Origin of the sequence: Paramicrobacterium fandaimingii (assembly GCF_011751745.2) — a bacterium.
Lineage (GTDB): Bacteria > Actinomycetota > Actinomycetes > Actinomycetales > Microbacteriaceae > Paramicrobacterium > Paramicrobacterium fandaimingii.
Genome location: NZ_CP061170.1, coordinates 2,949,102 through 2,965,459 on the forward strand (window position 1 = coordinate 2,949,102; position 16,358 = coordinate 2,965,459).

A 16,358-nucleotide genomic window follows, 5' to 3' on the forward strand; every position below is an offset into this window, starting at 1 on the left:
AGTGTCGGATGTTCCCGCGCGTCTGTCGCGCTCTCACTGACGAGAAGAAGGATGTCTATGAAGTTTGCGCGACTCGGTTCGGCCGGGCACGAGACTCCGGCGGCGATCGTCGACAATGACGGCACACCGGTCTGCTACGACCTCTCCCCGCTCACGAACGACATCGATGGAGCGTTCTTCGCTTCCGGTGGTGTCGCCGAGGCGCGAAGGGCACTCACCGTCGGTGCTCTCACGCAGATTCCGGATGCCGCGGGGCAGCGCGTCGGCTCGGCCATCGCTCGCCCAAGTTCCATCATCTGCATCGGCATGAACTATGCCGCGCACGCCGCCGAATCAGGCTCGGCACCTCCCGAGGTTCCCATCATCTTTCTCAAAACCGCCAACACAATCGCGGGGCCGAACGACGACGTCACGATCCCGAAGGGAAGCGAGAAGACCGACTGGGAGGTGGAGCTGGGCGTCGTGATCGGAAAGCGCACGTCATATCTCGATTCGCCCGCCGACAGCATCCGCCATATCGCTGGCTTCGTCACCGCGAACGACCTCTCTGAGCGGGCTTTTCAGCTTGAGGTTTCAGGAGGGCAATGGTCGAAAGGCAAGTCGTGCGCCGGGTTCAGCCCTGTCGGCCCGTGGGTCTCGACGCCAGACGAGGTGGAGTACAACAACCTCCGTCTGCGCAGCTGGGTGAACGGCGAGCCGCGGCAGGATTCGCGCACGAGCGACTTCATCTTCGACGTCGACGACATCGTGTGGCACCTCAGCCAGTACCTCGTTCTCGAGCCCGGCGACCTCATCATGACGGGAACTCCCCAGGGAGTCGCCCTCTCCGGCGACTACCCCTACCTGAAGCCGGGCGACGTCTGCGAGATCGACGTTGAAGGGCTCGGCCGCCAGCGCCAGAAGTTCGTCGCCTACACCAGCTGATCAGCAAAGGAGCATCATGCAGGAATTCGAGAACCTGGTGGCCGTCGTCACGGGAGGGGCATCGGGAATCGGCGCGGCAACGGCTGCTCGTCTCGCGGACGGCGGGGCGCGCGTCGCGGTTCTCGATCTGAATCCGGATGCCGCAGATGGGCGGTTCATCGCCGTGCGGGCAGACGTCGCCGACCGCGCTTCGGTCGAGGCCGCCATCAGAGACGTTGTCGACAGGCTCGGCGGCATCGACATCGTGATCAACAACGCGGGAATCGGCGCACAGGGCGACATCGCGGCAAACGACGATGCCGAGTGGGCACGCGTGCTCAACGTCAACGTGACCGGGATCGCGCGCACGACGGCTGCGGCCCTGCCGCATCTGCGCGCATCGCGCGCGGCAGCTGTCGTGAACACCTCGTCCATCGCGGCGACGGCGGGGCTGCCGCAGCGCGCACTGTACAGCGCGTCGAAAGGCGCTGTGCTCTCGCTGACGCGCGCCATGGCCGCAGATCACCTGCGTGAGGGCATTCGCGTCAACTGCGTCAGCCCGGGAACGGCCGACACTCCGTGGATCGGGCGGCTTCTCGAAAAGGCGTCCGACCCTGCGGCCGAGCGCGCCGCGCTTGAGGCACGCCAGCCTCACGGCAGGCTCGTCGCGCCCGGCGAGGTTGCCGACGCCATCGCCTACCTCGCCAGCCCACTGTCACGATCGACAACCGGAACCTGCATCGCGGTTGACGGCGGCATGCACGAGCTGCGCTTGCGCCCTGAATAGCGCCCTCCGCGGCCCGAGACATGCACCGCCCCTCCCAGGCTCGCCGTTGGCACGATAGCGTGAAGGCAGACACGCAATGCACCGAGGGAGGGCAGACATGCTCGATGCGGTCGTGGTGGGTTCGGGGCCCAATGGCCTCGCCGCCGCCGTCACGCTTGCTCGAGCCGGCCTCAGCGTGCGCGTGTATGAACGCTCAGAGCACCTCGGTGGCGGGTCCCAGACCGCCGAACTGACCGAACCAGGCTTTCACCACGACGTGTGTTCTGCCGTGCACCCCATGGCCTACGCGTCGGAGTTCTTTCACCGCTTCGGGCTTGCCGATCGCCTCGAGTTCATCACTCCGCCTGTCTCCTACGCCAACCCGCTCACTCCGACGCACGCCGCAATGGCGTGGCGGGATCTCGAGCGAACGGCAGCGAGCCTCGGCAGCGACGCCAGCTCGTGGCTGGCACTTCTGAGACCTCTGCTGAACAACCTCGACGCCGTTTCCGATTCGGTGTCGCACCCGATTCTGCGCCTGCCGCGGCATCCTGTTGCTCTCGCTCGATTCGCTGCGCGCGCCATCGAGCAGGGCTCCCCACTGTGGAATGTCGCATGGCACGGCGATGACGCTCCAGCGCTGCTGACCGGCGTGATCGCGCATTCGATCCGCCCGTTGCCCAGCATCGCACCCACCGCAGCCGGGCTCGTCCTGGCTGCATACGCGCACTCGGGAGGGTGGCCGATTCCGGTGGGTGGCAGCCAGATGATCGCCGATTCGCTCGTCGCAGATGCTGTCTCGCATGGCGTGGAATTCGTCACCGGTCACCACGTGGAGTCGCTCGAGTCGCTGCCTCCCGCCCGCGCCGTCATCGCCGACACCGGCGTCGCCGGACTGAGAACACTCGCCGGCGATCGGATGCCGCGGGACTACGCGCGCGCTCTGTCACGGTTTCGCCCGGGCAACGCCGCGGCAACTGCCGGTTTCGCGCTCTCCGGCCCGATTCCCTGGGCGAACCCCGATCTTGAACGCACAGCAACGCTTCATCTCTGCGGCACCCGCGGCGACGTCGCCCGAGCCGAGAATCAGGTGGCCCGGGGCAACCACGCAGACAACCCGTACGTTCTGCTCTCTCAGCCGAGTGTCTTCGACCCGACGCGCGCACCGGCGGGAAAGCACGTGGTGTGGGCATACACGCACGTGCCTCGCGGATCGACGATCGACCAGACCGAGGCAATCACACGCCAGATTGAGCGTTTCGCCCCCGGGTTTCGCGACGTCATCATCTCGTCGACGGCGCGCACGGCGGCCGACCTGCACGATCACAACCCCAACTTCATCGGCGGCGACATCGCGACGGGCGATGTCTCGCTTCGCCAACTGATCGCGCGCCCTGTGCCGTCGACAGACCCGTGGCGCACGCCCATGCCCGGGGTCTACCTGTGCTCGGCGGCAACTCCTCCTGGCCCTGGCGTTCACGGCCTCGGCGGGTGGCGGGCCGCGCTCTCTGCACTGCGCAATGAGTTCGGCATCCATCACGAGCCGGATCTGTCGCCCCGCCGTCGCTGAGAACTCAATTCCGTTCACGCATTCGGAAAAGCGCGCCGACACGCCGTCGAACAGGCAACGGCACACCGCAACACTCCAGAGAATTCCGAATGTCTGAACACAGCAAGATCCATCGCGGGGATGACGCGTTGAGCGAGTGAGATCCGTAAAGTGGCACCGCGACGAAAGGAGAACCGTGCAGTCAGCAGCGCTCTCAATCCGCGGTCTTGTGAAGCATTTCGGGTCGAAGACGGCGGTTGCCGGAATCGACCTCGATGTTCCCGCCGGCTCGTTCTACGGTCTCGTCGGCCCCAACGGCGCGGGCAAGACGACGACGCTCTCCATGGCGACAGGGCTCTTGCGCCCGGATGCCGGTGGCATCAGCATCCATGGCGTCGATGTGTGGCAGAACCTCGTTGAGGCGAAGAAGCTCGTCGGCGTGCTCTCTGACGGCGTTGCGCTGTTCGACAGGCTCACGGGTCAGCAGCTCGTCACGTACGCCGGCATGCTGTGCGGCCTCGACCGAAGCAGCGCCGTTGAACGCACAGCAGATCTGCTGACGATGCTCGACCTCACCGAAGCGGGCAGCTCGCTCGTCGTGGACTACTCGGCGGGTATGACGAAGAAGATCGCGCTTGCCTGCGCCCTCGTTCATGCGCCGCGCCTTCTGGTGCTCGACGAGCCGTTCGAGTCGGTCGACCCTGTGTCGGCGGCGAACATCCGAGACATCCTGGCCGAATATGCGCGCGGCGGAGGAACGGTCATCGTCTCCAGCCACTCCATGGACCTCGTTCAGCGCATGTGCGACCACGTCGCCATCGTCTCGCAGGGGCAGGTCGTCTCCGCGGGCACCGTCGACGAGGTGCGCGCGGGATCAACGCTCGAGGACCGGTTTGTGGAGCTTGTTGGAGGTCGCCGGCACGCAGAGGGACCATCATGGTTGCAGTCCTCGTAAGCCTGCGGTTCCACTCGATGTGGAACTCGCTCAAGCGCAGCCCGTGGCAGATGGTCGGGGCGGCAGTCGGCGCACTGTATGGGCTCGGGATGCTTGGGCTGCTGTTCGTCGGGTTCGTGCTGCTCAGTGTCGCACCGCTTGAGCTCGCTCGCCCCATTGTCGTCGGAGCGGGCTCCGTTCTTCTTCTGGGGTGGCTGATTGGCCCGCTCGTCACTGTCGGCGTCGATCAGACTCTCGACCCGATCAAGCTGTCGCCCTTCCCGATTTCTCGAGACTCACAGTTTGTCGCTCTCACGGCAAGCGGTGTTCTGGGCATTCCGGGGATCGTCACGACGGTAGCCGCGCTGGGGTCGGCCATCATCTGGTGGCAGCATCCGCTCGCCCTCATCGCGTCGATCGTGTGTGCGGTGATCGCCGTGCTCACCTGCGTCGCAGCGTCACGTGCATTCACAACCGCCTCCGCTGGCGTCAGCTCTGGTCGGCGCTTCCGTGAGCTCTCCGGTGTGGTTCTGTTCATTCCGCTCATTCTTCTGGGCCCGATCATCATCGGAGTGACGGAGGGCGCTCGATCGATCGCCGACCTGCTGCCCGCCATCGCATCGGTGCTCAGCTGGACGCCGCTCGGCGCCGCGTGGGCTGTGCCCGGGGATGTCGCAGCGGGCGAATGGGGTGCTGCTGCGGCACGCCTCGCCATCGCCCTCGTCACGCTCGCCGCGTGCGTCTTTCTGTGGCGTCGAGGTCTCGACCGGATGCTGTCGAGCCCGCTGCGCTCGAACGCTACCGCCCAGTCTCACAAGGGTCTCGGGCTGTTCGGCGTCGTTCCCGACTCGCGCATGGGTGCCGTCATGGCGCGCTCACTCACGTATTGGATGCGTGATCCGCGCTATGCGCGCCAACTTCTCGTTGTGCCGTTGATTGTGGCGCTCATGCTGTTCTACGGTGTCATGGGCGCTGGCGGCATGGGCATGGTGACGTTCGGCGTCATCTTCGCAGCGTTCATGATCTCGACAAGCCTGTATGCCGACATTGCCTTCGACGGCACTGCATTTGCCTTGCATCTGGCGTCAGGCGTGCGTGGCACCGCCGATCGCACGGGTCGCGCTCTCGCCGTCGCTTCGTTCGGCGTGCCCCTGATGGTCGTGATCACTGTGGTTGTCGCGGCAGTGAGGGGAGATTTCGCCGGATTGCCGTCGCTTCTGGGCGTTGTGCTCAACATCACGCTCGCGGGCTTCGGTGCAGCGAGCGTCACATCGGTGCTCCTCGTGTTTCCGGTTCCGAAGCCCGGAGATAGCCCCTTCAAATCCCAACCCGGCGCTGGTCTACCGTCTACGGTTGCCATGTTGGGAACCTTTGGTGCCACGGCGGTGCTCTCGATTCCGACCTTCGCCCTGGGCATCAGTTACATCGTGACCGGCAGCTCGCTCATCGGGTGGATCGGGCTCGCGGTCGGCGTTGTTGTGGGGTGTGCCGCGTTTGCGGCCGGCATGGTGATCGGTGGGCGCGTCTATGACTCACGGGCACCAGAGCTTCTCGCGTCGCTGCGTAAGTAGAAGCATCCGCACTCTCCTTTAGGATCGGGGCATGGGTTCTCCACCGCAGATCGACGGCTACAGCTATGTGAAGCTGCTCGGCCGCGGCGGATTCTCTGATGTATACCTGTATCACCAGCAGCTTCCCAACCGGTTCGTTGCCCTCAAAGTGCTGCGTACCGATGCCCTCAGCGAGGCGCTGCGCCGTCAGTTCACCGCCGAGGCGAACCTCATGGCGCGGGTGTCGTCGCACTCCGCCATCGGCACAATCTTCTCGGCGGGCGTGGATGCCGAAGAGCAGCCGTATCTCGTCATGGAATACTGCTCGGGCGGCAGCCTCGGGGCCCGCTTTCGCCATGCACCACTCGACCTCGCCGATGTTCTGCATATTGGCGTTCGGGTGGCATCCGCTCTGGAGTCTGCGCACCGCGTCGGAGTTGTGCACCGCGATGTGAAGCCGGCGAACGTTCTGATCAATGACTATGGCGCCGCGGTCCTGACCGATTTCGGCATCTCTGCCATCGCCGACGGATTTCCCGAAGCCACACGCATGCGCGAACAGGCATATGCAACGCAGTCCGCCGTCGAGAACAACGCGAGCTCCCTCGGAATGAGCATTCCGTGGGCGGCCCCCGAGAATTTCGACGACGACCCGCGCGTTGATGTGCGCAGTGACGTGTTCTCGCTCGCCGCAACGCTCTTCTCGCTGCTCGAAGGACGCAGCCCGTTCGAGGTCCCCGGCGGTTCAAACCGCGGCGCGCAGCTGATCGCCCGCATTCAGAACGGTGCCGTCACCCCGATGCAGCGCCAGGGTCTGCCCTCCGGTGTCGTCGAGGCGCTCATGATCGGGCTCAGCCACGAGCCTTCCCAGCGCTTCTCGTCGGCGCTCGCTTTCGCTCAGAGACTTCAGCAGCTCGAGCGCGAACTCGGCTTCGCGCAGACGCGCATCGAGGTGCCGTCGGCCCCGAGCAGCGTGCCCGCGGCCGAGACGATGGTGCGCGCGGAAGTCACAGCAGACCCGCTAGCCGCAGCAACGGCCCAGCCCCAGGCCCCGTATCTGACTGCACCGCCGCAATCTCCCCCACCTCGAAAGAGCCGGGGCTGGCTGATCGGCCTCATCATCGCGAGTGCAGCCATTGCCGCTCTCGTATTCGGCATCGGCATCCCTCTCGCGGTGAACAGTTCGGCGCACGACGAGCCGACGCAGTCTTCAACCGCAGAGGCCGAACTCACCATCGATAGTCTCAAGGTCATCGAAGGCGACGGCGAGTGGGCAATCACCGTTCCCGAAGATCTCGCTCCGCCCACGGAGCTTGAGGGCACCGTCCTCGTCGAAGGCGAGAGCTCAACGACAATCACCGACTCGAGCAGAGTGTCGTTCGGGTACGACCTCGCGCCGTGGGATTACGGCTGGGAATCCACCATGTCCCCGCCGGACTCCGGGTCGTTCGACACGGCGACGACGTCGGGGCGAGCCCTCTCACAATTCCTCGGGGTCAACCTCGAGGGGATGCCCGTGGGCACCGTCGTGATCGCCGCCGCGCCCCAGGGATACTTCGCGCAGCACTCTCCGCTCGATGACGCCGGAATGACGACGCAGATCGTCGTCGTGCGCATCAACGCCCTCACCTGACACCACTCTGACCGGACTGATCTGCTGTGGGCAGATCTGCCGTCAGCGGCATCCGCTTCCCCTCGCATTCCCCCGGAGGCATGCTCGAGTCATGGCACACGATGACTCCTCACCACCGGTTTTCACCGAACGCATGCGCGAGCAGCTGCTGCACAAACGCGTGCTTGTTCTCGACGGCGTGCTCGACGACGACAACGGCACGCTGCTCGCCACCCAACTTCTGCTGCTTGCCGCCGAAGACTCCTCCTCAGACATCGCGCTGTGGATCCACTCGCCGGGAGGCAGCGTCCCGTCGATGCTCGCGATCCACGACATCATGCGGCTCGTGCCGTGCGATGTCTCGACGCTCACCCTCGGTCTCGCCTGCAGCGCAGGCCAGTTCCTCCTGTCAGCAGGGGCCCCAGGCAAGCGAAGCGCCCTGCCTCACGCACGAATTCTCATGCACCAGGGCTCGGCCGGCATCGGCGGCTCAGCCGTCGAGGTTGAGGTGCAAGCCGCCGATCTGCGTCACAACCGTGACACCGTTCTTGGGCTCATCGCCGAAGACACGGGCCAGCCGATCGAGCGCATTTTCGACGACTCGCTTCACGACCGCTGGTACACGGCCGAGCAGGCGAGGGAGTACGGCTTCATCGATCAGCTTGTTTCGAGCTTTCACCAGGTGATGCCCGACCGCAGAAATCCGATCGGACTGGGGGTCTGACATGAGCTCGTACACAATCCCGAACGTCGTCGCGCAGCATCCGCGCGGCGAGCGCATCATGGACGTCTACTCGAACCTGCTGACCGAGCGCATCATCTACCTGGGCACGCCCGTCGATGCGGGGGTGGCGAACGCGATCATCGCCCAGCTGTTGCATCTCGAATCCGAGAGTTCCGGTGAGCCGATCAACCTCTACATCAATTGCGAGGGCGGCGACCTGGCCGCCATGCTGGCCGTTTACGACACAATGCAGTATGTGCAGTCGCCCATCGCGACGACGTGCGTCGGGCAGGCCATCGCGGCGGGTGCCGTTCTTCTCGCCGCGGGCACTCCGGGAAGACGCGCCGTGCTGCCGCACACGCGCATCGTGCTGCACCAGCCGGCGGCCGAGGGTCGCGGCGCGATTCCCGACCTGATTCTGCAGGCAGACGAGGTCGTGCGCATCCGATCCGAAATCGAAGAGATCCTGAGCGCTCACACCGGCCAGCCCGTTCCGACGCTGCGTCGCGACACCGATCGCGATCGCGTGTTCACCTCAGCCCAGGCCCTTGACTACGGACTCGTCGACCAGGTGCTGACACCGAGACGGCAAACGGATGCTGCGGCCTGATTCCCCGGTCAGGCGGCGAGCAGCAGCGCGTCGCTGGCGCTGTTCGTGGCGCCCCGCCTCCGCAGCCCGGCCGCCACCTCGCTCGTCAGCTCGATGAGCGACGTCTCGAGCGCGCCGGCGATCGCCGCGATCATCTCACTCGAGGGCTCCTTGCGCCCGCGCTCAACCTCCGAGAGGTATTGCGGAGAGACGCCGGCTGCCTTCGCTGTGTCGGTGAGCTTCTCGCCGCGCCGGCCGCGATGCTCCCGAAGCCGTTCACCGAGCGCTTCGCGCCACAGGGTCTCGGGCTGTGAGCGCTCCGGTCGTTCTGGTCCGCGCCGCAGTTCTCGCTGCTGCCGCGCCTTCTGCATCTCCACAATCTCGGCCATGCTTCACCCTAGAACGCTCGGCGCGCGGCTGTCTCGCGATTCTGCTCAGAGCAGATTGACGCTGGGCAGATCGACGCTGGGCAGATCGACGCTGGGCAGATCGACGCTGGGCAGATTGCTATTCGCCGGCTCTGCCCGCATCCGTCACGCTCACGTCGGTGCGGTGAAAATTCGCGAACGAGCGGGATGCGGTCGGGCCACGCTGCCCTTGGTAGCGGGATCCGTACTCAGACGAGCCGTATGGGCGCTCTGTCGGCGATGTGAGCCTGAAGAAGCAGAGCTGCCCGATCTTCATGCCGGGCCACAGCTTGATCGGCAGCGTTGCCACATTGCTGAGTTCGAGGGTCACGTGCCCAGAGAAGCCGGGGTCGATGAACCCGGCCGTCGAGTGCGTGAGAAGACCGAGTCTGCCGAGCGAGCTCTTGCCCTCGAGCCGCGCTGCGACGTCGTCGGGCAGCGAGACGCGCTCGTACGTCGAGCCGAGCACAAACTCGCCCGGGTGCAGAATGAACGACTCGTTCGGCTCCACCTCGATGAGCCGCGTCAGTTCCGGCTGATCCTGCGAGGGGTCGATGAACGGATACTTGTGGTTGTCGAACAGGCGATAGAAGCGATCGAGGCGCACGTCGACGCTCGACGGCTGAACCATATCGATGTCGTACGGATCGAGCCCGATGCGCGAGGCCGCCAGCTCTGCTTTGATGTCGCGGTCTGAGAGAAGCACGTTGTCAGTGTATCCGTCAGAACTTGCTAGTATGTCGAGGTGCCCTCAGGCACTCTGCGGATGTAGTTCAATGGTAGAACTTCAGCTTCCCAAGCTGATAGCGCGGGTTCGATTCCCGTCATCCGCTCCGTTTATGAGATCTGACCGTTCGTGTCGATCGATGTGTGGCTCGCTGTGCCCGAGCGCGTATCCGGATTGATCTTCGTGCGCTCCGCCACTTTCTGCTAATCAGTGTTGCTATGTACTGGTACTTAGTGCTACTTTGTAGCGGTAGCTAATGACACTGAGTAGATGGAGTGACGCGTGGGCAATCAAACGACAGAGATGCTGAAGGGCACTCTCGAGGGAATCGTGCTCGCCATTCTGGCGGACAGCCCGGCGTACGGCTACGAGATCACAGCGCGGCTGCGCGACGAAGGGTTTTCCGAACTCGCAGAGGGAACCATCTATGCCCTGCTCGTTCGCATCGAGCAGAAGGGCTTCGTCGACGTCGAAAAGGTGCCGTCAGAAAAAGGGCCGCCGCGCAAGGTGTACTCGCTCAACGAGCGCGGGCACGAACAGCTCACCGGGTTCTGGAGCACATGGAGATTTCTCTCGGACCGCATCGAACGGCTCCACCACGCCGAAAAACTACCTGAAGGAGAATGATTATGGCATCGAAGTGGATTGAAGCAGTCACCGGCTCGCTCGAGCAGAAGAAGCAGTACAAACAGGCAAAATCGCGAATGGATGCTCTGCCCGAACCCTATGCAGAGGCGTCGAACGCGGTGCACCGCTATCTCATGTATTCGGGTTCCGTGACAGACGGCGCGACTCTTGCGCAGATGATCACCGACCTCGCCGACCTATGGGAGCGCGCGGCAATCGACGGCACACCTGTTGGCGACATAGTGGGAGACGACCCCATCGAATTCACCGAGACGTTCGCGCAAGCATACGGGGGCAAGCGGTGGATCGACAAAGAGCGCGCCCGGCTTGTCGAGACGATCGACAAAGCACAACGGAATGCTGAACAATGACCGTCGCAACGAACCCTGCACCGGCGATTCGCGTTTCAGGAATCACGAAGTCCTACAAAGAACTACGCGTTCTTCGCGGTGTCGACTTCGATGTGGCCCATGGCAGCATCTTCGCACTGCTCGGATCGAACGGCGCGGGGAAGACGACCCTAGTGAAGATCTTGTCAACACTTCTTACTGCGGACGGAGGATCGGCAACCGTCAACGGGCTCGATGTCGCGACGATGCCCAATGACGTTCGCGAATCGATCAGCCTCACGGGACAGTTCGCCGCCGTCGATGAGATTCTCACAGGGCGTGAGAATCTGGTGCTCGTCGCGAAGCTTCGCCACCTTCGGCATCCTGACTCAATTGCCGACGACTTGCTCGCGCGATTCTCGCTCACGGATGCCGGAAACCGCAGGGCGGCGACGTACTCGGGCGGCATGAGGCGGCGACTCGACATTGCCATGAGCCTGATCGGAGATCCCCCGATCATCTTTCTCGACGAACCCACAACCGGGCTCGATCCGCAGGCGCGCATCGATGTGTGGAAAACGGTAAAGGAGCTGGCGCGCGGCGGGACTACCGTGCTGCTGACGACGCAATATCTCGACGAAGCTGAACAGCTTGCCGACCGCATTGCGATTTTGCACGAAGGCACAATCATCCAGAACGGCACGCTCGACGAACTGAGGCGGCTCCTGCCGGCCGCGACTGTTGAGTACGTCGAGAAGCAGCCATCTCTCGAAGACGTCTTTCTCGCACTCGTCGGGGACTCCCGCGATGCACAGCCCACTACCGAAACCGAAGGCACGGTACTCTCATGACACCCCATGCTGTCGTCGATACCGGCATCCTCACCGGACGATCTTTGCGGCACATTCTTCGCAGTCCAGACACGATCATCACGACGGCGCTCACCCCTGTCGCGCTGATGCTGTTGTTCGTGTACGTTCTCGGCGGTGCAATCAGCACCGGGTCCGGTGCGTCTTACGTAAACTACATGCTCCCCGGCATCCTTCTGATCACCATCGCGTCGGGAATCTCCTACACGGCGTACCGCCTGTTTCTCGACATGCAGGGAGGCATCTTCGAGCGTTTCCAGTCGATGCCCATCGCCCGCTCCAGCGTTCTCTGGGGACATGTTCTCACGTCACTCGTCGCCAACATCGTTTCACTCGCGATCGTCACAGGGGTGGCGCTGCTCATGGGATTTCGCACTGGCGCTTCAGTTGCCGCGTGGCTCGCCGTTACCGGAATCCTCATTCTCTTCACGCTCTCACTGACCTGGATCGCCGTGATCGCCGGGCTCTCCGCTAAGAGCATCGACGGCGCTACCGCCTTCAGCTACCCGCTCATCTTTCTGCCGTTCATCAGCTCCGCATTCGTGCCCACCGAGTCGATGTCCGGTCCCGTCGCCTGGTTCGCGGAGAACCAGCCGGTGACGTCGATCGTCAATAGCATCCGGGCGCTCTTCGCACAGCAACCTGTTGGCGGGGATTTGTGGATCGCACTCGCCTGGTGCGTGGGGATTCTCCTCATTGCGTACAGCGTCACTGTCGCGATCTACCGCAAGAAGGTCAGGTAGCGCGGTTTGCAAGTACGCTCGCTGCCGCATCGCTCGAGTGGAAGAGCAACTCGATCGACGAGAAGCCACGGAATTGCTCGCCTGTAAATATTTGCAATTCTTTTGCGCGCATAAGCGCACTCAGACCGATTCACGCGTTTTCACACCTCTATAGTCGTAACTCGTGTCTGCGGAGCGGCCTCACGGGCAGTGCGTCCGTCAGAATGGCACGAAGACGACAAAGGAGTTATTCATGACGCGTATCGGAATTGTCGCCGAGCTTGACGGTGAGACACGAGTATCGGCCACTCCGACGACAGTCACGAAGTTGCGCCAATTAGGCTACGAGATTGTGGTCGAGCGCGGAGCCGGTGACGCATCCTCGTTTCCCGACGCCGCCTATGCTGAGGCCGACGCCACGATCGTCAGCGGCGATGAGGCCTGGGCATCTCCCATCGTGTTGAAAGTCGAGGCGCCGACGGATGCTGAGATCACACGGCTCGCTGACGGCGCGACGCTTATCGGCCTGCTGAGCCCTGCTCTGCGCCCTGAACTGCGCGGGGCCTTGGCGACGCGCGGAATCACGGCGATCGCCATGGACGCTGTGCCGAGAATCTCGCGGGCGCAGTCGATGGACGTTCTCAGTTCAATGGCGAACATTGCCGGGTACCGTGCCGTCGTCGAATCCGCCAACGAGTTCGGCCGGTTCTTCACCGGCCAGGTCACGGCTGCTGGCAAGGTGCCGCCGGCGAAGGTGCTCGTCGCCGGGGCAGGCGTTGCCGGACTTGCTGCCATCGGTGCCGCTTCGAGCCTTGGCGCAATCGTGCGCGCCACAGACCCGCGGCCCGAAGTCGCAGATCAGGTGCGCTCGATCGGCGGCGAATACCTTGAGGTGGTCGTTGCGGAAGAGAAGAAGGACGTCTCTTCTGATGGTTACGCGAAGGCGACGAGCGAGGCGTATAACGAGAGAGCTGCCGAGATCTATTCCGAGCAGGCCGCCGATGTCGACATCATCGTGACGACCGCGCTCATCCCGGGCCGCGCTGCTCCGCGGCTCATCACCGCGGCGGACGTCGCCCTCATGAAGCCGGGCAGCGTCATCGTCGACATGGCAGCTGCCCAGGGCGGCAACGTCGAGGGTTCGAAGGCACGCGAGCGCATCGTCACCGACAACGGCGTGATCATTCTCGGCTACACCGATCTTGCGGGCCGGCTGCCGACGCAGGCCTCGCAACTCTACGGAACGAACCTGCTCAACCTGCTGAAACTGCTGACTCCGGAGAAGAACGGAGAGCTCACCCTTGATTTCGACGACATCGTGCAGCGCTCTGTCACCGTCGTCAGGAACGGTGAAGAGACATGGCCACCGCCGCCTACGCAGGTCTCGGCTGCGCCACAGGCGCCTGCCGAGAAGGAGGCCACCGCGCCTGCACCGCAGAAGCGCGCACTTTCGGCCGGCGGCAAGACGGCGCTGATCGCGCTCGGAATCGCCGCGCTGTTTCTCGTGAATGCCGTCGCGCCACCACCGCTTCCCGAACATTTCACTGTGCTCATGCTGTCTGTCGTCGTCGGCTTCTACGTGATCGGCAAGGTTGCGCACGCCCTGCACACGCCGCTCATGAGCGTGACGAACGCCATATCGGGCATCATCATCGTCGGTGCGCTCGTGCAGATCACCACACCCAACCTGCTCGTGCAGATCATCTCCGCGGTCGCCGTGCTCGTGGCATCCGTCAACATCTTCGGAGGGTTCGCCGTGACGCGGCGCATGCTGGGGATGTTCTCGCGAGGCACAGCGAAACCGTCCGCCAACTCTGAGGGAGCCACGCGATGAGCCCCGTCGACCTCGCAGCATCCATTGCTGGTGCGTCGTATATCGTCGCCGCCCTGCTGTTCATCATGAGCCTTGCTGGGCTCAGCCGCCACGAATCGGCACGCTCCGGTGTCACCTTCGGCATCGTCGGCATGGTCATCGCGCTTGCCGCGACCATCTGGGTGACCCTTCAGGGCGCCTGGGGGCAGCCGCAGGCCCTCATCGGTCTCATTCTGCTTGTCGTCGCCATGATCATCGGCGCCGCTCTCGGGCTCTGGCGTGCACGCACGGTCGAGATGACCGGGATGCCAGAGCTCATTGCCCTGCTGCATAGCTTCGTTGGGCTTGCCGCCGTGCTCGTCGGCTGGAACGGCCACCTGCACGCGCCGGGCCTCAGCGGCGCCCTCGCCGACATCCACCACGCAGAGGTGTTCATCGGCATCTTCATTGGCGGGGTCACCTTCACCGGGTCGATCGTTGCCTTCCTGAAGCTGTCGGGGCGGATGCCGTCGAAGCCGCTCATGCTCCCAGGCAAAAACGTGCTCAATCTTGGCGCGATCGTCGTCTTCATCGGCCTGACCGTCTGGTATGTGATGATGCCGGTGCTGTGGCTGCTCATTCTGGTGACGCTGCTCTCGCTTGCACTGGGCTGGCACCTTGTCGCGTCGATCGGAGGCGGTGACATGCCCGTTGTCGTCTCGATGCTCAACAGCTATTCGGGCTGGGCGGCGGCTGCCGCGGGCTTCTTGCTCAACAACGACCTGCTGATCGTCACCGGTGCGCTTGTCGGGTCGTCGGGTGCGTACCTGTCGTACATCATGTGCAAGGCGATGAACCGCTCGTTCCTCTCGGTGATCGCCGGCGGCTTCGGCATCGCGGCCCCCTCGAGCAGCGACGACGAGCACGGTGAACACCGCGAGGTCGAGGCGGATGCTGTCGCCGAGCTGCTCTCGGGCGCCTCGACCGTTGTCATCACTCCCGGGTATGGCATGGCGGTCGCCCAAGCGCAATATCCCGTCGCGGAGCTCACCCAGAAGCTGCGTGACCGCGGCATCGACGTGCGCTTCGGCATCCATCCGGTGGCGGGACGTCTGCCCGGGCACATGAATGTGCTTCTGGCGGAGGCCAAAGTGCCGTACGACATCGTTCTCGAAATGGATGAGATCAACGACGAACTGGCTGCGACAGACGTGGTGCTGGTGATCGGCGCGAACGATACGGTGAACCCCGCCGCCGCCGAAGACCCGTCGAGCCCCATTGCGGGAATGCCGGTGCTGCGTGTGTGGGAGGCGCGCAACGTCGTCGTGTTCAAACGCTCCATGGCGTCGGGCTACGCCGGGGTTCAGAATCCACTGTTCTTCCGAGAAAACGCGCAGATGCTCTTCGGCGATGCGAAGAACCGCGTCGACGACATCCTCAGGGCTCTCTGACGCCTGTGTGACGGCCCGTCGGGCACGGCGGGGGCGTCAGGGACGCTCTGCCTCGATGAGGTGTCGCGTCGAGTGGGCCACAAACGGGCGGCCGGAGCGCAGCTGTTTATCGAGCTCGACAAGCGCGCCTCGGTACCGGTCGACGGCGAAGTCGGGAATCCACCACACGCATTTGCGCAGAATGCATACGTCAGCGCCGATGTCGAAGAACTCCATGCGACATCGAGCCGTGCGAAATACCGACCTCCCGGTTGCAGCACCTGTTCATCGCGGCGTGCGCTGCCGCATACGCCATTGTCATGGGACAGCGTCCGCACTCAGAGGAAGTGGCGGGGCGCTTGGAGATCGTGCTCGCCGAACCGGTGTCTCGGTTCCGCTGGCTCGGGGCCCAACTGGCTGTCGCAACGCTCGGTACCGTTGCTCTGCTGACGGTATCGGTCTACGCCCTGTGGCTCGGTGCGGTTCTCGTGGGGGTCGATGACCCGGACGCCGTGGCTTACACGAGAGTGGTATGAGCTACCTGCCAGCCGTGCTGATCTTTCCGAAAGCGTCCGGGGCGTCGTGGATTCTGCTCGCTTTCGACTGGTTCCCTCTCGTCGGACTGGTCGGCGCCGTCGTCATCCTTGGCGTTCTGACATTTGCGGGCTTCCGTCAGCGTGACATTCACAGCGGTTGATACCGCTGCACGCAGTCACAATCTCGGGCATTATCCTTGCCCGTTGCCATGAGACGAGTATGTAATAGACGCGGTGGAGGAATCAGTGCGTGCGAGGTGATCGCACACCGAAGGCGGGAGCCTCACCCGAG

19 protein-coding genes and 1 tRNA gene are annotated in these 16,358 nt (G+C 63.9%); 17 read left to right on the top strand and 3 right to left on the bottom strand.

Going from position 1 to position 16,358, the window contains the following annotated elements; all coding sequences use genetic code 11:
* Positions 1 to 57 precede the first annotated feature (57 nt).
* The 8 genes from HCR84_RS14225 (at position 58) to HCR84_RS14260 (ending at position 8,648) form a co-directional block, all read left to right on the top strand.
* Positions 58 to 924 (top strand): fumarylacetoacetate hydrolase family protein, encoded by an 867-nt coding sequence (locus HCR84_RS14225; RefSeq protein ID WP_166979976.1) that lies wholly within the window; start codon positions 58 to 60, stop codon positions 922 to 924.
* 16 nt (positions 925 to 940) lie between these two features.
* Entirely contained in the window at positions 941 to 1,690 is a 750-nt protein-coding gene (locus HCR84_RS14230; RefSeq protein WP_166979974.1) for an SDR family NAD(P)-dependent oxidoreductase, read from the top strand.
* 97 nt (positions 1,691 to 1,787) lie between these two features.
* Positions 1,788 to 3,239 (top strand): phytoene desaturase family protein, encoded by a 1,452-nt coding sequence (locus HCR84_RS14235; protein ID WP_166979972.1) that lies wholly within the window; start codon positions 1,788 to 1,790, stop codon positions 3,237 to 3,239.
* 175 nt (positions 3,240 to 3,414) lie between these two features.
* Positions 3,415 to 4,173 (top strand): ABC transporter ATP-binding protein, encoded by a 759-nt coding sequence (locus tag HCR84_RS14240; RefSeq protein ID WP_166979970.1) that lies wholly within the window; start codon positions 3,415 to 3,417, stop codon positions 4,171 to 4,173.
* Positions 4,155 to 5,723: a transporter gene (locus tag HCR84_RS14245; RefSeq protein ID WP_166979968.1), complete on the top strand. Its 1,569-nt coding sequence runs from the start codon at positions 4,155 to 4,157 to the stop codon at positions 5,721 to 5,723. The genes HCR84_RS14240 and HCR84_RS14245 overlap by 19 nt, the downstream gene beginning before the upstream one ends.
* A gap of 31 nt (positions 5,724 to 5,754) precedes the next feature.
* Entirely contained in the window at positions 5,755 to 7,335 is a 1,581-nt protein-coding gene (locus tag HCR84_RS14250) for a serine/threonine-protein kinase (protein WP_166979966.1), read from the top strand.
* 91 nt (positions 7,336 to 7,426) lie between these two features.
* Complete coding sequence (locus HCR84_RS14255) at positions 7,427 to 8,038, top strand: ClpP family protease (protein WP_166979964.1); 612 nt, start codon at positions 7,427 to 7,429, stop codon at positions 8,036 to 8,038.
* 1 nt (position 8,039) lies between these two features.
* Positions 8,040 to 8,648 carry a ClpP family protease gene (locus tag HCR84_RS14260; protein ID WP_166979962.1) on the top strand — a complete coding sequence of 203 codons (609 nt, stop codon included), beginning with the start codon at positions 8,040 to 8,042 and terminating at the stop codon, positions 8,646 to 8,648.
* An 8-nt stretch (positions 8,649 to 8,656) separates the two neighbouring features.
* Here HCR84_RS14260 and HCR84_RS14265 read toward each other — a convergent pair whose 3' ends face one another.
* Together HCR84_RS14265 and dcd are read right to left on the bottom strand one after the other, a co-directional pair.
* Positions 8,657 to 9,016 (bottom strand): helix-turn-helix domain-containing protein, encoded by a 360-nt coding sequence (locus HCR84_RS14265; RefSeq protein ID WP_166979960.1) that lies wholly within the window; start codon positions 9,014 to 9,016, stop codon positions 8,657 to 8,659.
* Positions 9,017 to 9,134: 118 nt separating this feature from the next.
* Positions 9,135 to 9,740, bottom strand: a complete 606-nt coding sequence (gene dcd / locus HCR84_RS14270) for a dCTP deaminase (protein ID WP_166979958.1) — start codon at positions 9,738 to 9,740, stop codon at positions 9,135 to 9,137.
* A 56-nt stretch (positions 9,741 to 9,796) separates the two neighbouring features.
* Here dcd and HCR84_RS14275 point away from each other — a divergent pair.
* The 7 genes from HCR84_RS14275 to pntB all read left to right on the top strand — a co-directional run bounded on the left by HCR84_RS14275 (position 9,797) and on the right by pntB (position 15,551).
* Positions 9,797 to 9,867, top strand: a tRNA-Gly gene (locus tag HCR84_RS14275).
* 176 nt (positions 9,868 to 10,043) lie between these two features.
* Complete coding sequence (locus tag HCR84_RS14280; protein ID WP_166979956.1) at positions 10,044 to 10,388, top strand: PadR family transcriptional regulator; 345 nt, start codon at positions 10,044 to 10,046, stop codon at positions 10,386 to 10,388.
* A 2-nt stretch (positions 10,389 to 10,390) separates the two neighbouring features.
* A complete protein-coding gene (locus HCR84_RS14285) occupies positions 10,391 to 10,759 on the top strand; it encodes a DUF1048 domain-containing protein (protein ID WP_166979954.1) in 369 nt (122 codons plus the stop codon).
* Complete coding sequence (locus HCR84_RS14290; RefSeq protein WP_166979952.1) at positions 10,756 to 11,568, top strand: ABC transporter ATP-binding protein; 813 nt, start codon at positions 10,756 to 10,758, stop codon at positions 11,566 to 11,568. Before HCR84_RS14285 ends, HCR84_RS14290 begins: the two co-directional genes overlap by 4 nt.
* Positions 11,565 to 12,329 (top strand): ABC transporter permease, encoded by a 765-nt coding sequence (locus tag HCR84_RS14295; RefSeq protein WP_166979950.1) that lies wholly within the window; start codon positions 11,565 to 11,567, stop codon positions 12,327 to 12,329. The genes HCR84_RS14290 and HCR84_RS14295 overlap by 4 nt, the downstream gene beginning before the upstream one ends.
* Positions 12,330 to 12,561: 232 nt before the next feature.
* Positions 12,562 to 14,142, top strand: coding sequence for a Re/Si-specific NAD(P)(+) transhydrogenase subunit alpha (locus tag HCR84_RS14300; RefSeq protein ID WP_166979948.1), 1,581 nt, complete (start codon positions 12,562 to 12,564; stop codon positions 14,140 to 14,142).
* Positions 14,139 to 15,551, top strand: coding sequence for a Re/Si-specific NAD(P)(+) transhydrogenase subunit beta (gene pntB, locus HCR84_RS14305; RefSeq protein WP_166979946.1), 1,413 nt, complete (start codon positions 14,139 to 14,141; stop codon positions 15,549 to 15,551). The genes HCR84_RS14300 and pntB overlap by 4 nt, the downstream gene beginning before the upstream one ends.
* 36 nt (positions 15,552 to 15,587) lie before the next feature.
* Here pntB and HCR84_RS14310 read toward each other — a convergent pair whose 3' ends face one another.
* Complete coding sequence (locus HCR84_RS14310; RefSeq protein ID WP_166979944.1) at positions 15,588 to 15,767, bottom strand: hypothetical protein; 180 nt, start codon at positions 15,765 to 15,767, stop codon at positions 15,588 to 15,590.
* Between the two features lie 35 nt (positions 15,768 to 15,802).
* Between HCR84_RS14310 and HCR84_RS14315 the strand changes: the two genes are divergently transcribed.
* Together HCR84_RS14315 and HCR84_RS14320 are read left to right on the top strand one after the other, a co-directional pair.
* Entirely contained in the window at positions 15,803 to 16,066 is a 264-nt protein-coding gene (locus tag HCR84_RS14315) for an efflux permease Rv1217c-related protein (RefSeq protein ID WP_491562676.1), read from the top strand.
* On the top strand, positions 16,063 to 16,227 hold the full coding sequence (locus HCR84_RS14320) for a hypothetical protein (protein WP_166979940.1): 165 nt from the start codon (positions 16,063 to 16,065) through the stop codon (positions 16,225 to 16,227). Before HCR84_RS14315 ends, HCR84_RS14320 begins: the two co-directional genes overlap by 4 nt.
* The last annotated feature ends 131 nt before the right edge of the window (positions 16,228 to 16,358 follow it).

Bases quoted from the DNA above. Each gene is read 5' to 3' on its own strand.
- HCR84_RS14300 (WP_166979948.1), top strand. From the start codon at position 12,562: ATGACGCGTATCGGAATTGTCGCCGAGCTTGACGGTGAGACACGAGTA.
- pntB (WP_166979946.1), top strand. From the start codon at position 14,139: ATGAGCCCCGTCGACCTCGCAGCATCCATTGCTGGTGCGTCGTATATC.
- HCR84_RS14235 (WP_166979972.1), top strand. From the start codon at position 1,788: ATGCTCGATGCGGTCGTGGTGGGTTCGGGGCCCAATGGCCTCGCCGCC.
- HCR84_RS14285 (WP_166979954.1), top strand. From the start codon at position 10,391: ATGGCATCGAAGTGGATTGAAGCAGTCACCGGCTCGCTCGAGCAGAAG.
- HCR84_RS14250 (WP_166979966.1), top strand. From the start codon at position 5,755: ATGGGTTCTCCACCGCAGATCGACGGCTACAGCTATGTGAAGCTGCTC.
- HCR84_RS14290 (WP_166979952.1), top strand. From the start codon at position 10,756: ATGACCGTCGCAACGAACCCTGCACCGGCGATTCGCGTTTCAGGAATC.
- HCR84_RS14260 (WP_166979962.1), top strand. From the start codon at position 8,040: ATGAGCTCGTACACAATCCCGAACGTCGTCGCGCAGCATCCGCGCGGC.
- HCR84_RS14255 (WP_166979964.1), top strand. From the start codon at position 7,427: ATGGCACACGATGACTCCTCACCACCGGTTTTCACCGAACGCATGCGC.
- HCR84_RS14265 (WP_166979960.1), bottom strand. From the start codon at position 9,016: ATGGCCGAGATTGTGGAGATGCAGAAGGCGCGGCAGCAGCGAGAACTG.
- HCR84_RS14310 (WP_166979944.1), bottom strand. From the start codon at position 15,767: ATGGAGTTCTTCGACATCGGCGCTGACGTATGCATTCTGCGCAAATGC.
- HCR84_RS14320 (WP_166979940.1), top strand. From the start codon at position 16,063: ATGAGCTACCTGCCAGCCGTGCTGATCTTTCCGAAAGCGTCCGGGGCG.
- HCR84_RS14295 (WP_166979950.1), top strand. From the start codon at position 11,565: ATGACACCCCATGCTGTCGTCGATACCGGCATCCTCACCGGACGATCT.
- HCR84_RS14225 (WP_166979976.1), top strand. From the start codon at position 58: ATGAAGTTTGCGCGACTCGGTTCGGCCGGGCACGAGACTCCGGCGGCG.
- HCR84_RS14245 (WP_166979968.1), top strand. From the start codon at position 4,155: ATGGTTGCAGTCCTCGTAAGCCTGCGGTTCCACTCGATGTGGAACTCG.
- HCR84_RS14230 (WP_166979974.1), top strand. From the start codon at position 941: ATGCAGGAATTCGAGAACCTGGTGGCCGTCGTCACGGGAGGGGCATCG.